General features: G+C 47.7%; 11 protein-coding genes. 8 read left to right on the top strand and 3 right to left on the bottom strand.

The window, feature by feature from the left end:
* Positions 1-71: 71 nt before the first annotated feature.
* Positions 72-1,073 (bottom strand): lysylphosphatidylglycerol synthase transmembrane domain-containing protein, encoded by a 1,002-nt coding sequence (locus tag CWM47_RS14960; protein WP_100988848.1) that lies wholly within the window; start codon positions 1,071-1,073, stop codon positions 72-74.
* 126 nt (positions 1,074-1,199) lie between these two features.
* Here CWM47_RS14960 and CWM47_RS14955 point away from each other — a divergent pair, with 126 nt between their 5' ends.
* From CWM47_RS14955 to CWM47_RS14930, 6 genes are all read left to right on the top strand, one after another.
* Positions 1,200-3,296, top strand: coding sequence for a DUF7657 domain-containing protein (locus tag CWM47_RS14955; RefSeq protein WP_100988846.1), 2,097 nt, complete (start codon positions 1,200-1,202; stop codon positions 3,294-3,296).
* Positions 3,297-3,308: 12 nt separating this feature from the next.
* Positions 3,309-4,043 (top strand): glycosyltransferase family 2 protein, encoded by a 735-nt coding sequence (locus CWM47_RS14950; protein ID WP_100988845.1) that lies wholly within the window; start codon positions 3,309-3,311, stop codon positions 4,041-4,043.
* Positions 4,043-4,447 carry a DUF2304 domain-containing protein gene (locus tag CWM47_RS14945; RefSeq protein WP_100988843.1) on the top strand — a complete coding sequence of 135 codons (405 nt, stop codon included), beginning with the start codon at positions 4,043-4,045 and terminating at the stop codon, positions 4,445-4,447. Before CWM47_RS14950 ends, CWM47_RS14945 begins: the two co-directional genes overlap by 1 nt.
* A gap of 2 nt (positions 4,448-4,449) precedes the next feature.
* Positions 4,450-5,214, top strand: coding sequence for a glycosyltransferase family 2 protein (locus CWM47_RS14940; protein WP_100988841.1), 765 nt, complete (start codon positions 4,450-4,452; stop codon positions 5,212-5,214).
* Positions 5,214-6,431, top strand: a complete 1,218-nt coding sequence (locus tag CWM47_RS14935; protein ID WP_100988839.1) for a glycosyltransferase family 9 protein — start codon at positions 5,214-5,216, stop codon at positions 6,429-6,431. The genes CWM47_RS14940 and CWM47_RS14935 overlap by 1 nt, the downstream gene beginning before the upstream one ends.
* 109 nt (positions 6,432-6,540) lie before the next feature.
* Positions 6,541-6,948 carry a hypothetical protein gene (locus tag CWM47_RS14930; RefSeq protein WP_157815970.1) on the top strand — a complete coding sequence of 136 codons (408 nt, stop codon included), beginning with the start codon at positions 6,541-6,543 and terminating at the stop codon, positions 6,946-6,948.
* Between the two features lie 5 nt (positions 6,949-6,953).
* Here the strand turns inward: CWM47_RS14930 and CWM47_RS14925 are convergent, their stop codons facing one another.
* Both CWM47_RS14925 and CWM47_RS14920 read right to left on the bottom strand, forming a co-directional pair.
* Entirely contained in the window at positions 6,954-7,634 is a 681-nt protein-coding gene (locus CWM47_RS14925; RefSeq protein WP_100988835.1) for a TylF/MycF/NovP-related O-methyltransferase, read from the bottom strand.
* A gap of 26 nt (positions 7,635-7,660) precedes the next feature.
* The gene (locus CWM47_RS14920) at positions 7,661-8,518 is read right to left on the bottom strand and encodes an FkbM family methyltransferase (protein ID WP_100988833.1); all 858 of its coding nucleotides are present in this window, start codon (positions 8,516-8,518) and stop codon (positions 7,661-7,663) included.
* Between the two features lie 156 nt (positions 8,519-8,674).
* On the opposite strand from CWM47_RS14920, the gene gcvP reads away from it, so the two are divergent.
* Together gcvP and CWM47_RS14910 are read left to right on the top strand one after the other, a co-directional pair.
* Positions 8,675-11,578 carry an aminomethyl-transferring glycine dehydrogenase gene (gene gcvP / locus CWM47_RS14915; protein ID WP_100988831.1) on the top strand — a complete coding sequence of 968 codons (2,904 nt, stop codon included), beginning with the start codon at positions 8,675-8,677 and terminating at the stop codon, positions 11,576-11,578.
* A gap of 184 nt (positions 11,579-11,762) precedes the next feature.
* On the top strand, positions 11,763-13,775 hold the full coding sequence (locus CWM47_RS14910; RefSeq protein WP_206170645.1) for an OmpA family protein: 2,013 nt from the start codon (positions 11,763-11,765) through the stop codon (positions 13,773-13,775).
* The last annotated feature ends 43 nt before the right edge of the window (positions 13,776-13,818 follow it).

The following is a 13,818-nucleotide window of genomic DNA, read 5'->3' as shown; positions in this document are numbered from 1 at the left end:
TTTCGTTTGATATAAAGGTGTAACGCAAGTTGCTAAAAATATAGTTACTACGCGAGAGGGATAACGATAACTCATACCGTATGCTCGGGCTGCGATGTCGACGTTCTTCGGGCAATTAATATATGGAGCAGCAGAAAGCTGGCACTACTTAGCAGCAGGTTGAAGCCAAAACCAACCGCATGAAGATAGGTGGCTACGACAGCCCCCTGAGCAGCCGTAAATCCGTATAAAATTAACGCCCGACTCACGAAAAAATGATACGTACCAATACCGCCCTGCGTGGGTACAGCCAGTCCGCCCAATGAGCTAACGGCCAGAATGGTGAGCGCGGCTGTAGGAGGAAGATCGTGTGTATCGTTGGAGGTGAGCAGCAGCACATAAGTAGATAGCCAGGAAAACGCTTGAATTAGTATGGTCAGCGCAATAAATAAACCCGGATTGGGAAGTTGCCGAATGGCCATAAATCCCTGACCGAAGCCTTTTGCAATACGTACACTTTTTATAAGTAGCGGGTGTTTTTGCAGACCCGGGTATTTCAGGGCTTGCCAAATCGCCAACGCGACTACTGTAACAAGTGTACCGCCAACTAATATAACCGTTCTGCCTGGCAGAGCCAATGTTAAACTGGAGAGGTACGTTTTTGCCCGACTAAATTCCAGCGTGACAGTCAGCAGCAGCACGAGTATCAGCATAAACAGTTCGACAATTCGTTCGGCGACCACCGAACCAATTCCCTGCGATATGGGGACGCCATCTGTACGTTGCAAGGTTCCACAACGGGTTAGCTCACCGGCTCCCGGCACAATCATACTCGCCAGCGAACCGGCTAACAGGGCTACCGTCGCGCGAAACAGCGAAGGCCGGTAGCCAATGGCCTGTAAAGTAAGTTGCCACCGGGCCGCCCGCAGCACATAAAATAAACCAATAAGCACACCTACTACTGATAACCAGCCATAATTAGTTGACCTGAATTGATCGCCGATTTCCTGTAGGGGTACGTCTTTCATGACATACCACAACAGTAATCCAGCTAACAAAATCGGTATGGCCCGTTGGAAGAAAACCTTGTTCATGCGGGCAAATTACCTAATTTCGGAAAGAAAACGCCGGATGTTGGCAAACTGGCACGGTATTAGTAAGTTTGGTTAGGCGTAACAATGCGACTAACCTAATTCGAGAATTCGTCTACACCCTGCCTCATGTCGAAGAAACAAAAAGGCCGACCCACCGTTGCTGGAACCAGCCCAGTCGTTAAGACCGTGAGTTCGACACCTGCGAAACCCACTCAATCTGTACCGGACTCTTCTACACCTGTTGACCTTCCCCCAGCCGAACAACCCTTTCAACTGATTCGCTTTGACAAGCGGGTGAAGCTTACACTCAGTGCTTTTGTTGCTGTATTTGTGCTGTTTGTGCTGTTAAAATGGCATTACGTTTCGCTGCCAATCTGGAATACCATTTTGCCCGATGGCTCTCCCGTAACACGCGGCTTAGTTGCGGGTACGCCCAAGCAAATCCGCATGGACGACTACGCAGTAGCAACCCCCTGGATTTTGTCAAATGTGCATAATCATCTTGCCCAAAATAATGAGGCCATTGGTGGCCTGAATAGTTCACTCGTTCTGCTGCCGACATACCACCCTGTTACCCTCTTTAAACCTGGGCATTGGGGATTTATGGTACTCGACTCTGAGCGAGGCTATAGCTGGCTTTACGATATAAACCCGTTTATACTACTTGTTGGGGGCTTCCTCTTCTTTTTGCTGATAAGCCGAAACCAGTATTGGCTTTCACTAACTGGTGTACTAACCCTGTTGCTCTCGTCAGGAACGGTGCGATGGTCATTTATTCCGTCCAGCATGATTGGTTATTGCTGCGCCACCTTTGTGGCGGCTGTTTATTTGCTGTATGAGCGAAAGCCATTGAAGATTGCCCTTTATGCACTATTGCTGATTTGGTTAATCTGCTCGTTCGCGCTGGTTCTGTATCCGCCTTATCAGATACCGATGGGGTATTTATTTGGCTTTGCATTCGTTGGATACGTTGTTAACAACCGGCGGGACCTATTCCCACCCAAAGCGATACTTCTGAAGATTGGTATGCTGGGTGTTGCCGTAGCGCTGGCGGGTCTGGTTCTGGCGGGTTATTATGCAGACATACAGGAAACCCTGAAAGCCGTTACCAGCACCGTTTATCCTGGGCAGCGGAGTGAATTGGGGGGTACCGGTTTTGTTGGAAACTGGTATTCGGAGTATTATAGCTGGTTCTTTGATGATCAGAAAGTGCCTAAAAGCTGGCTTAACATCTGCGAACTGTCTCATTATCTCAACTTCGTTCCGGTTATCATTCCATTACTCATTGCGCTGTTTTTACTGGACCGAAAAATTGACTGGATGCTGGGTGCAACAGCCTTGTTCATGATCTTTATGTGGGTATGGATGGAAGTGGAATTTCCGGCAGGTCTGGCTAAAGCCAGTTTGATGAACATGGTGCCCACACGCCGGGCACAGATTCCGATGGGTGCAGGAGGAATTCTTTTGCTGTTTATGTACCTGAGCAAACTAAGCGATAACAGTATCCGGGACGCCTACCGTCGGGTGCCTGTTTGGGCAAATGCAATGGCCGTCCTAGCCGTTGTTGGGTTTGTCATTTACACCGCCTATGTCAATGTGAATGATTCTGATGGCATGATCAAGCCCTACCAGACATTTATGCCGGTGGTATTCTTTTCGCTTATGAACGTGCTGTTACTATTTACAATTTCCATACGGTATCGAACGGCTATTTTTTGTGCTGGTTTATTGCTATTCCTGTTCCCGAATCTAAAAGCCAATCCGTTGTCGAAGGGCATGAGTCCAATTACGGAAAATGCATTTTACAAGACCGTTCGTCAGCTCGTTGAACAGGACCCACAGGCGAGGTGGCTGGTAAACGGTAGTCAATATGTGACGTATATGGTTACCGCTACGGGTGCCAAACAAATTACGGGCGTCAAATACCTGCCCGACCGCAAACACGTTCTTAAGGTGTTGGACCCGGAAATGAAGCGGGATTCGGCTTATAACCGCTATGCGCACGTTACGAATCAAAGTTATATCAACGGCCGGGATTCGGTTATTCTGGTGAATCAGTTCGAGGACGCCTATGTCATTGCTATGGACCCCTGTTCGCCCCGAATGAAGTCTCTGAATGTAAAATATCAGGTTTTCGATCACCAGCCGCAGCCGGTAGAAATTCGTTGCATGAAGTCGGTGGCAACAATGGGTTCGCTGACAATTTATCAGGCTAATCCTTAACAAAGCCCAGCTATGACGACGCATCAACCGCATATTCTGGTCATTGTACCCTGTTATAATGAACAGGGAGCCATAGCCAATGTGGTGCACGAACTGATTGCGCTGCGTAATCAGGAAAACTATCAGTTAGATGTACTGGTCGTTAATGATTGCTCTACGGATGGGTCGTTGAGTATTGTTCGGAAACTACCCTGTTCGTACCTGAATTTGCCGGTCAATCTGGGCATCGGTGGCGCTATGCATAGTGGCTATCGGTATGCCTATCAAAAAGGATATGACATAGCCGTACAGATGGATGGCGACGGGCAGCATCCGGCAAACGAATTACCTACGGTGTTACAGCCTATTTTTCAGCGGGAGGCAGATGTCTCCATTGGTTCCCGGTTTATTTGCCGGGAGGGCTTTCAATCGTCCTTTACACGTCGGCTGGGGATCAAGTATTTTCGCTGGCTGAACCAGTTGATCATTGGCAAAACCATTCATGACAGTACATCTGGTTTTCGGGCGTTTAACCGTCGAACCATTGAGATCGTGAATAGTTATTATCCCGACGAATACCCTGAACCAGAGTCAATTGTACAATTTGGTTTACAGGGACTTCGAATAAAGGAAGTTCCCGTAAAGATGCGCAATCGGGAAGAGGGCGTATCATCCATCGACACCAGCCGGGCGCTTTATTATATGCTCAAGGTGTCGCTTGGCATTGTGTTTATGTATTTTCGTTTGATAAATAAACGAACTCGCTGATGGATTCGGTACCAATTACAATACAGATTATCAGCCTTTTAAGCGCAGTTTTATTTTTGCTGTTTATTTTTCGGCTGATTGTAAGAGGGAAGCTTCGGGAGGAGTATTCAATATTATGGATTGTCTGCACGGTTATCCTGATTATTTTCTCGATCTGGCGGAAAGGCCTTGAGCAAATTTCACTGGCACTGGGTGTTTTCTATCCGCCTTCGCTCATATTTCTAGGAGCTATTTTTGCGATCACGATCTTCTTGGTTCACTTGTCAGTAGTTGTTTCCCGCCAGCAAAACCAGATTAAAGTACTGACGCAGGAGGTTGCCTTGTTGAGAAATGAACTTAAGCACCGTCATGTTATCAACGAACCGGGAATCAGCGATACTCAATCTGTTGCCCTTACCGATTAAGTATGCAACCTCGTATTAGTATTATCACCCCATCGTACAATCAGGGAAAATTCATTCGGCAAACGATAGAGTCAGTACTATCGCAGGACTATCCCAACATCGAGTATATTATTGTTGATGCACTGTCAACGGATGAAACGTTACCAATTGTTGGTGAATACAAGGATCGACTCACACTGATTGCCGAGCGGGACAGTGGCCAAACAGATGCGATCAATAAAGGGCTTCGGCTAGCCACAGGCGACATTGTTTGCTGGCTCAATTCAGACGATTATTTCCTGCCCGGTACACTGGCATCTGTGGGCGATTTTTTTGCCGATAATCCTGATAAGCTCTGGCTCACCGGCGACTGTCAGATTGTTGATCAGGCAGGCAGACCTATTCAACAGCCGGTGCGGCATTATAAACGGTTACTCCGGTCGCTCACACCAGCCCTGTATTTAGGCATGACGAATGCCATTTGCCAGCCGTCTACTTTCTGGCGACGAAGTGTGCATACTCAACTGGGTTTCCTGACCGAGTCCTTGCACTATACAATGGATTATGACTGGTGGTTACGTTTACAACAGCTACAGCCGCCCGCTATACTCCCGCAACCTCTAACGGCCTTCCGTATTCATGCAGACTCTAAAGGCGGTAATCAGTACGGGCTTCAGTTCGACGAAGATTATCAGACGTTTGCCCGATACTGGGCAGGAACGCCCATTCGATGGCTGCACCGACTACACAACCGGGCCATTACATCCGTTTATAACCTCGTTAAGTAATGCTTAAGAAACTCATTCGGTTCTTGAAGACATCGCCCTTTATGATACCGGCGCTGGCTCTGATTGACCTGATCCTGTTTCTGGTGGATACTGTAGCTGTACTGACCGTCAATTCAGCAAAGAAGCCAAACTCACTGGTAGTTATTCGGCTCGATGTGATGGGCGACTATCTGATGTTTCGAAATCACCTCCACCGACTGAAAGAATCAGCTCGTTATAAAAATCATCAGCTAACACTTTTGGGAAATATCGCCCTGAAATCACTAGCTGAGACTTTTGATGCTGATGTCGTTGACCAGTTTATCTGGGTGGATATTTATAAATTATCAACCCGGCCGTTATACCGGTTTCGGGTTGTGCGTCGGCTTCGATTAGAGGGGTTTTCTGTCGCCTTTTGCCCGTCTTATAGTCGCGTATTGGTTCTGGATGATTTCATGGCGTGGGCAACGGGTGCATCTGAGCGAGTTGGCTGCGAAACTGATTATATCAATATTGCCCGCTGGGAAGCTGTCCTGGGCGATCGTTTGTATACGCAGTTGATCAACTCCGGGCCCGGCATTGTATTTGAAATGGAGCGTGATCGCCGGATTACTGAGGGTTTCTTACAAGAACCTACGGCTATTCAACTACCTCAACTCGACATACAATGTGCCAAATCCGTAGTTATTCCTGAGCAGTATGTCGTTTTATCATTGGGTGCCGGGCAGGACTTTCGGGTATGGCCTGCTGAGCGATTCACCGAAGTTGCCCGGTTTATACTGGCTCACTTTCCAACCTACAAACTTGTCTTAACCGGGGCGCCTAACGAAAAAATATATACGGAAGCCTTTCTGACGAATATGCCCACTACATCGGGTATTGTTGATTTAACCGGCGACTTGTCCATTCCAGAATTGGTATATGTATTGACAAAGGCCGATTTATTAATTGCCAACGAAACCGGAATTGTGCACATTGCTGCGTCAACGCAAACACCCACACTAGTGATTTCGCAGGGAAAATCGCTGGTGCGCTGGCATCCATATCCAGCCGAAACAGGCTCTCATATTACCCATCTGTACCCTGCTTATATTGAAGAGCATCGGACAGATTTAGCCGGTATTGCTGCCGAATTTAATCCTGAGTCGCGCTTTTCAATGAGCGAAATAACCGTTGATCGCGTGACCAGTAGTGTTAGCAAATGGTTAGGACCTAATATACAGGCTGTTGGGAGATAGAGAGTTGTCAGATTTATTTTAATTTTGTATGCATTTATCAATATTTAACTTATAAAGCAGCATCAATTTCATGAAATATGTTAAAATAGTTCAACTCTTTTTTATAATTATGATTTTTTCAAGCTTTTTATCTTGTACAAAAGATGTCGCACCCCAAACGCCCGAGCAACTTCTGACCGCTCATGCCTGGAAGATTGACGAAATACGGTACTTGCAAAATAACACTCCTCATTATTATAAGCGAGGAGGAACACAGAATACAGAAAGTTTCTCGGACGAATACATAGAATTTTTTAGTGACAAGACCGGGAAATACTACGCACAAGATCAGAGTAGTGCATCGCTCACCTGGGGTTTTGCGAATGCTGAAAAAACAATCCTCCAGTACACGCTTCAATCCAGCTTACCCATAACCTGGGAAAATCTTATTCTCACTAAAGGCTCAATTCGGTATACAGAATACTATGACCGGTACGGTACAAAGTCGTTAGCTGAGGCTATTAGAATTCCTAAATAAGAGTCCTATTTGGCAATGATGGCACTTCCTGCACCATCAGTCAGGGGGAAGTAGGACACACTATTTTTTTGGCAAAACTCCTGGACCGCTTGTTTTGCCCCTTTATAGACATCGTTATTGTAGTCGTGAATGAATATGTATCCACCTCTGCTCAACCTGGGGTAAAAAAACTCCAGTCCTTCAAAAATAGGCTGGTACAAGTCCGTATCAATACTCACAAAGGCAAACGTTTCATGGGTATCTTCAGGTTGAACGGATTCGGGGAAAAAGCCTTTCCTTATCAGGCAATTTTGTGGGTAAGGCAGGTTCTTCAAGACAATATTTACACTGGTTTTTGAAAAATCCTCGTCACCTGCCGAATACGATTTAAGATTATCAACAGCAATGTCGCGCTTGTCAAATCCTTCAAAGGTGTCGAATAGATATAATTTTCTATCTGGAAAGGCTAGGCTTATTTTCTCCGCAAAATCGCCCCTGAATACCCCTAATTCGGCGACATTACCGGCTATTTGCTTGTCATAAATTTCAGAAGCGCATAAGTCCAGAGAAGACAAACGAACATAATCCATACGATCACTTATAAGAAAGCGAGGTTTACGTTCCATCCAGGTCATTCTCGTGGCAAATGTATAGCCAGTCGTCGCCAGTAAATTCTGAGCTATATTAATAATGGATCGTCGAAGCATAAAGAGAATGTAGATGAATTTCCAGATTATACAGCAGCCTGAAAAACCAAATTAATATACCGATTAACAGGTTTTGAGCCTAATTCATGAAGCTCTTCGTAAGTTGCTGACACTACTTTATTATTCTCCTCGTCAATGCGACTAACACCATAGCCCAGATCCTTCATCATCGTTAAATAATCGGCCGGAGAGGCACCGCTATTGTATAGGCCACGCGGCCAGAACTCGCTGATGACAATAGGCATGTATTTCGCCAGAATAGATCGGCCGCCTTTAAGAACAAAATACTCAAATCCCTGAACATCAATCTTTATAAGGTCAACCCGTTCTTTTACCGTATCATCAAGTCGTAGAGTTGGAACGTCCACATATTCTTTGAAATCCCCATCGTTGTATAGGCGGTAATCCCCAACATTGAAGGGATGTTTATACAGTCGCAGTGTCTCTTTCTTGTCAGATAAAGCTGCGTTATAAGGCATTACGTTTGTCAGGTTATTGAGGACCAGGTTTTTTTGAAGTGTATCGAAGTTGCCGGGGTCAGGTTCAAAGGCAATTACTTTACCTTTTTTTGCCTTCTGACCAACCCGAATACTGTAAAAACCCATATTAGCACCAATATCAAGCATAACCGTGTCTTCCTTCACATAGGAAAGAATGGTCTGGGTTTCGGTTTCTTCAAATTTGCCTGAGCCAATAATCTGAAGGGTATCATGAGGGTCGACATACATAGAGAAGCCGCCAAAATTGTACGGCTTACTGTTATCAATAGCGCTCTTCAAGCCTAATTTATGGGCTAGAATGGCTGTTTTGAACAGTACCCGGTCACCATCGAACCCAAGTTTATCCAGAGTAGATGATACTGTATTGAGGATGGCTTGTTTCATAGTGGTGAAGCAATTAGGGGCTAGATACAGGACAAAAACGAGACATATATGTATGTTCCACACGAAAGTTAACAACTAACGTGCCGAATTCTTAGACTTAGCACGTTTTGACGTAAATTTGAGTTTCCATTTAAACAAAAAGTGGGCGATCCCGGCATGAAACTTAATCTTCAACAGACAGACATATTTGAAGACCGTCATCACGGTCAGACCGACGCGGCTCTTGCCGACATGCTCCGTACCATTGGAGCCGAATCCATTGACGAATTAATTGGCCAGACCGTACCTGATGTTATTCGGCTGCCAAATCCACTGAATCTTCCCGCACCAAAGTCAGAAACTGCTTTCCTTACGGATTTCAAAAAAGTAGCCGGGCAGAACAAAATCTTTAAATCGTATATCGGTACAGGCTATTACGACACGCTGACACCGAACGTTATTCTCCGTAACATTCTCGAAAACCCAGCCTGGTACACAGCCTATACGCCTTATCAGGCCGAAATTGCTCAGGGACGTCTCGAAGCGTTGCTGAACTTTCAGACAGTGGTATCCGACCTGACGGGTATGGATCTAGCCAATGCATCCCTTCTGGACGAAGCCACCGCAGCCGCCGAAGCGATGCATATGCTTTTTGCCATGCGTCCGGCACCGAAGAAATCGGCCACCACATTTTTCGTCTCTGATCGCTGCCATCCACAAACCATTGACGTGCTGCTGACACGGGCAACACCTGTTGGCATTACGATTCTGGTTGGTGACCACCGCACAGTTGACCTGACAAGTGGCGAGATTTTCGGGATGCTGTTGCAATACCCAGCTTCGGATGGTGAAGTATTCGATTATACAGACATTATTGCGTCGGCCCACGAACTAGCTATTACCGTTGCCGTTGCCGCCGACTTACTGGCGTTAACTTTACTGACATCTCCCGGCGAAATGGGTGCAGACGTTGTCGTTGGTTCATCGCAGCGGTTTGGCGTGCCAATGGGCTACGGTGGCCCACACGCGGCTTTCTTCGCTACCCGCGATGCCTTCAAGCGTCAGATTCCGGGCCGGATTATCGGCGTATCGCAGGATGCCGAAGGCAAACCGGCGTTACGAATGGCCCTGCAAACCCGTGAGCAGCACATCCGTCGCGAAAAAGCGACCTCAAATATTTGTACTGCTCAAGTTCTGTTGGCTGTTATGGCCGGAAGTTATGCGGTTTATCATGGTCCGCAACGGCTTCGTGCCATTGCCGAACAAGTGCATGCCTTAACCAAAATATTCGCAACGGCATTACGCTGGAACGGCTACGAAGTAACAACAGAAAATTACTTCGATACGGTTACCGTGAAAGTATCAGACACCGAATCATTAAAGAAATCGGCGAAGGCGGCACAAATTAACCTGCGTTATCTGGCTGATGAAGAGCATGTAGGGGTGTCGTTCGACGAAGCCAAGTCGCTTCATGATGTTACTGAATTGCTGACTGTATTTGGCATAAAAGCCGATATGGATGCAATTCTGGAAAGCCTGGAAATCACCTGGCCGGAGCCACTCGTTCGGAAGTCGGATTACCTGACACACCCTATCTTCAATACACACCACACCGAGCACGAAATGCTCCGGTACCTGAAGTCATTGGAAGAGAAGGACTTATCATTGGTTCATTCGATGATTTCACTCGGTAGCTGCACCATGAAGTTGAATGCAACGGCCGAAATGATACCCGTTACCTGGCCGGAACTTGGCAAGCTGCACCCGTTTGCGCCAAAAGATCAGACAGCGGGCTATCAGCAGATGTTTACCGAACTGAACGCGTGGCTTTGTGAAATTACGGGTTTTGCCGCTATGTCGCTCCAGCCAAACTCCGGCGCACAGGGCGAATATGCGGGTCTGATGGTGATCCGGGCCTATCACGAAAGTCGGGGCGATTTCCACCGGACTATTTCCCTCATTCCGCAGTCGGCACACGGTACCAACCCTGCCAGCGCCGTAATGGCCGGAATGAAGGTCGTTATTGTGAAGTGCGACGAGCGCGGCAACATCGACGTGGCCGACCTGAAAGCAAAAGCCGAACAGTATAGCAATGACCTGTCGTGCCTGATGGTAACGTATCCATCAACGCACGGCGTGTTTGAAGAGAGTATCAAAGAAATCTGTGACATTATTCACGCAAATGGCGGGCAGGTGTACATGGATGGTGCTAATATGAATGCGCAGGTCGGTCTGACCTCCCCCGCTGCGATTGGGGCCGACGTTTGCCACCTGAACCTGCACAAAACATTCTGTATTCCTCACGGTGGTGGTGGTCCTGGCATGGGCCCAATTGGTGTGGCTCCGCAACTGGTACCGTTTCTGCCAAGTCATGCCGTGGTAAACATTGGTGGCGATCAGGCTATCCACGCTATTTCGGCAGCGCCCTACGGGTCTGCCAGCATTCTTACGATTTCGTATGCATACATCGCCATGATGGGTGGTGAAGGGCTGACAAATGCCACGAAGCGGGCCATACTGAATGCTAATTACATCAAAGCACGGTTAGAGGGTCATTACGATACACTTTACACCGGCACTAACGGTCGTTGCGCACATGAAATGATTCTGGAGTGCCGTCCATTTAAAGCAACAACGGGTGTTGAGGTTGAGGACATCGCCAAACGGTTAATGGACTACGGTTTCCATGCACCAACCGTGTCGTTCCCGGTAGCGGGTACGCTGATGATCGAGCCAACGGAATCAGAGTCGAAAGCCGAGCTGGATCGGTTCTGTGAAGCTATGATTGCTATTCGTAACGAAATCCGCGAAATCGAAGCGGGGGAAGCAGACCGGGCAAGCAATGTGCTGAAACATGCTCCTCACACGGCTACGGTTGCGTTGAGCGATACCTGGACGCGGCCTTACAGCCGTGAGAAAGCCGTTTTCCCACTGCCGCAGGTTCGTGCCCGTAAATTCTGGCCAAGTGTAAGTCGGATTGATTCGGCTTACGGTGACCGGAATCTGGTTTGCTCCTGCATTCCTGTTGAAGAGTATGCTACGGAAGTTGCAGAGGAAGCAGGCGTAGCGCAACAGGCGTAAAGTGTTTTTATTGAGCGTGACGCGGGAGGAATCCCGCGATTTATGGCTATTGATATAGTGTCCATAAATCGCGGGATTCCTCCCGCGTCACGTTCAATAAAAAGCGATTCTAAGCGTTAAAAGTAAGACCCGCCCAAATTTGCATTATCTTGGGCGTGAAACAGCGATTTGCTTTTTTAGTCCTATGAAAATCAATACGTTATCTGTACTGCTCGTGGTGTTAGGTCTGACCAGCGGACTAACGGGCTGTAATTCGGCCATGCAGGCGTATAAAAAAGGGGTTCGTCATTATGATGCTGGCGAATATAATCTGGCGCTCACCCAATTTCAGAAAGCCGCAAAGGGCAGCATAGACCCCGCCCGCCTGAACTATTATACTGCTGAATCCTATCGGTTATCGAACCGGTTTGGTGAGGCTGTTCCATTCTACCAAAAAGCCATTGAAGCGAATACGACCGAGCCCGATGCCCGGTTCAACTATGCATATGCGCTGAAATCACAGGGTAACTACGCGGGTGCACTGGACCAGTTGCAGCAGTATATTGCCAAGGCACCCAAAACGACAGCCAAAGCCACGCTTGACAAAGCCAAACGCGAAGTTGAAACGCTGAAAGCTATTAATGTGATTGCGCAGAATAAGTCGATGATTACTCTGCGTAACATGGGCAACCTGAACTCAGCAGGTGCTGAGTTTGCGCCTGTTGTACGGGGAGAAGACCTGGTGTTTACGGCCTCGCGAAAGGAAAATGTTTATAAAAATAACGGCCAGCCTATGCTGGGCTTGTACAAGACTAAGTTGAATCAAAAGCCTGACGAAACAGGAAGTATTAGTGGCGCATCGGGTCAACCCGAACTGTTCAGCACGAATGTCTTTCAGGGCGATGTAAACGAAGGAACCCCCGCGTTTTCCAAAGATGGCAAGACGATGATTCTCGCTCGGGGCAACAACGGCAAACGCAAAGGTGGGCTCGACGTTGATTTGTACATTAGCCGATTAGGTGAAGGTAACGCCTGGAGCCAGCCGTTACGTTTGCCCATCAGCGATTCGCTGGCGTGGGACGGCTCCCCCGCTTTTTCGGCCGATGGCAAAACGCTTTATTTTGCCTCGAACCGCGCGGGTGGTGCGGGTGGTATTGACCTCTATCGCACAAGCATCGACGCATCGGGGCGCTTTAGTCGTCCCGTTAATATGGGTCGGGATATAAATACGCCCGGCGATGAAATGTTCCCTTACGTAGGGCCTGATGCCAAGTTGTATTTTGCTTCAGATGGACATCCGGGATTGGGCAAACTGGACGTATTCGTGGCTACACGTTCGGGTGGGGTCACGCGTGTCGAGAATATGGGGCAACCCATTAATTCACCCTCCGACGATTTTGGGTTGATCTATACGGAGCCCGCGAAAGGCTTTATGGCTTCGAACCGGGGCGGTGGCAAAGGCGACGATGATATTTATTTTTTCCAGGAAGGTCCTGCGCCAGACACCACAACAATTGTTGTTCAGACACCGCCACCCGCCAATGCGCCAAAAACGGTACGCTACTTTATTGCCGGAACGGTATCGGCTAACGAGACACCCATTAGCCCACTCGATTCGGCCCGTGTCCGGATACTGGACGATGCCACGGGTCAGCCAGTTGCCGAAGTCGTCACGGGTCAGCCGGGAACATTCGGGAAGTATCCTTTAACCGAAGGCAAGGACTACACCATTCTGGCGGAGCGTAAAGGGTATCTGACCCACCGGGAGCCATTTACGATGCAGGGCAAAAGCATTCCAGCCATCTTCCTGACAAAGCCCCAAACTGATACGACCTTCAATGTTGATATTCTCCTCGATAGGTCACTGCTCAACAAGACGTTCGTTCTCGAAAATATTTACTACGATCTTGATAAGTACAACATTCGTTCCGATGCTGCGCCCGAACTCGATAAGATCGTTGTGATTTTGAAGGATAACCCAACGCTCAAACTTGAACTTAGCTCGCATACCGATGCCCGCGCCCCGGATGCCTACAACATGAAGTTGTCGCAAAACCGGGCCAAATCGGCTGTCGATTATATTGTCTCACAGGGAGTTACGGCTGATAGGCTGGTGGCAAAAGGTTACGGGGAAACCCGCCTGGTGGTTAAAAACGCCAAAACAGAGGAAGAGCATCAGCGCAATCGTCGAACAGAAATCAAGATTCTGGAATTGTAAACGATTGACCGTTTTGCTTTTAATTTCTGGAAACACTACCTTG

Origin of the sequence: Spirosoma pollinicola, assembly GCF_002831565.1 — a bacterium.
GTDB lineage: Bacteria > Bacteroidota > Bacteroidia > Cytophagales > Spirosomataceae > Spirosoma > Spirosoma pollinicola.
The sequence above is the reverse complement of the archived record's forward strand: the minus strand, read 5'-3'. Positions and strand labels throughout refer to the sequence as shown.

What these genes read in the sequence shown, in the direction of transcription:
- CWM47_RS14960 (WP_100988848.1), bottom strand. Translation starts at nt 1,073, where the DNA reads ATGAACAAGGTTTTCTTCCAACGGGCCATACCGATTTTGTTAGCTGGA.
- CWM47_RS14955 (WP_100988846.1), top strand. Translation starts at nt 1,200, where the DNA reads ATGTCGAAGAAACAAAAAGGCCGACCCACCGTTGCTGGAACCAGCCCA.
- CWM47_RS14950 (WP_100988845.1), top strand. Translation starts at nt 3,309, where the DNA reads ATGACGACGCATCAACCGCATATTCTGGTCATTGTACCCTGTTATAAT.
- CWM47_RS14945 (WP_100988843.1), top strand. Translation starts at nt 4,043, where the DNA reads ATGGATTCGGTACCAATTACAATACAGATTATCAGCCTTTTAAGCGCA.
- CWM47_RS14940 (WP_100988841.1), top strand. Translation starts at nt 4,450, where the DNA reads ATGCAACCTCGTATTAGTATTATCACCCCATCGTACAATCAGGGAAAA.
- CWM47_RS14935 (WP_100988839.1), top strand. Translation starts at nt 5,214, where the DNA reads ATGCTTAAGAAACTCATTCGGTTCTTGAAGACATCGCCCTTTATGATA.
- CWM47_RS14930 (WP_157815970.1), top strand. Translation starts at nt 6,541, where the DNA reads ATGATTTTTTCAAGCTTTTTATCTTGTACAAAAGATGTCGCACCCCAA.
- CWM47_RS14925 (WP_100988835.1), bottom strand. Translation starts at nt 7,634, where the DNA reads ATGCTTCGACGATCCATTATTAATATAGCTCAGAATTTACTGGCGACG.
- CWM47_RS14920 (WP_100988833.1), bottom strand. Translation starts at nt 8,518, where the DNA reads ATGAAACAAGCCATCCTCAATACAGTATCATCTACTCTGGATAAACTT.
- gcvP (WP_100988831.1), top strand. Translation starts at nt 8,675, where the DNA reads ATGAAACTTAATCTTCAACAGACAGACATATTTGAAGACCGTCATCAC.
- CWM47_RS14910 (WP_206170645.1), top strand. Translation starts at nt 11,763, where the DNA reads ATGAAAATCAATACGTTATCTGTACTGCTCGTGGTGTTAGGTCTGACC.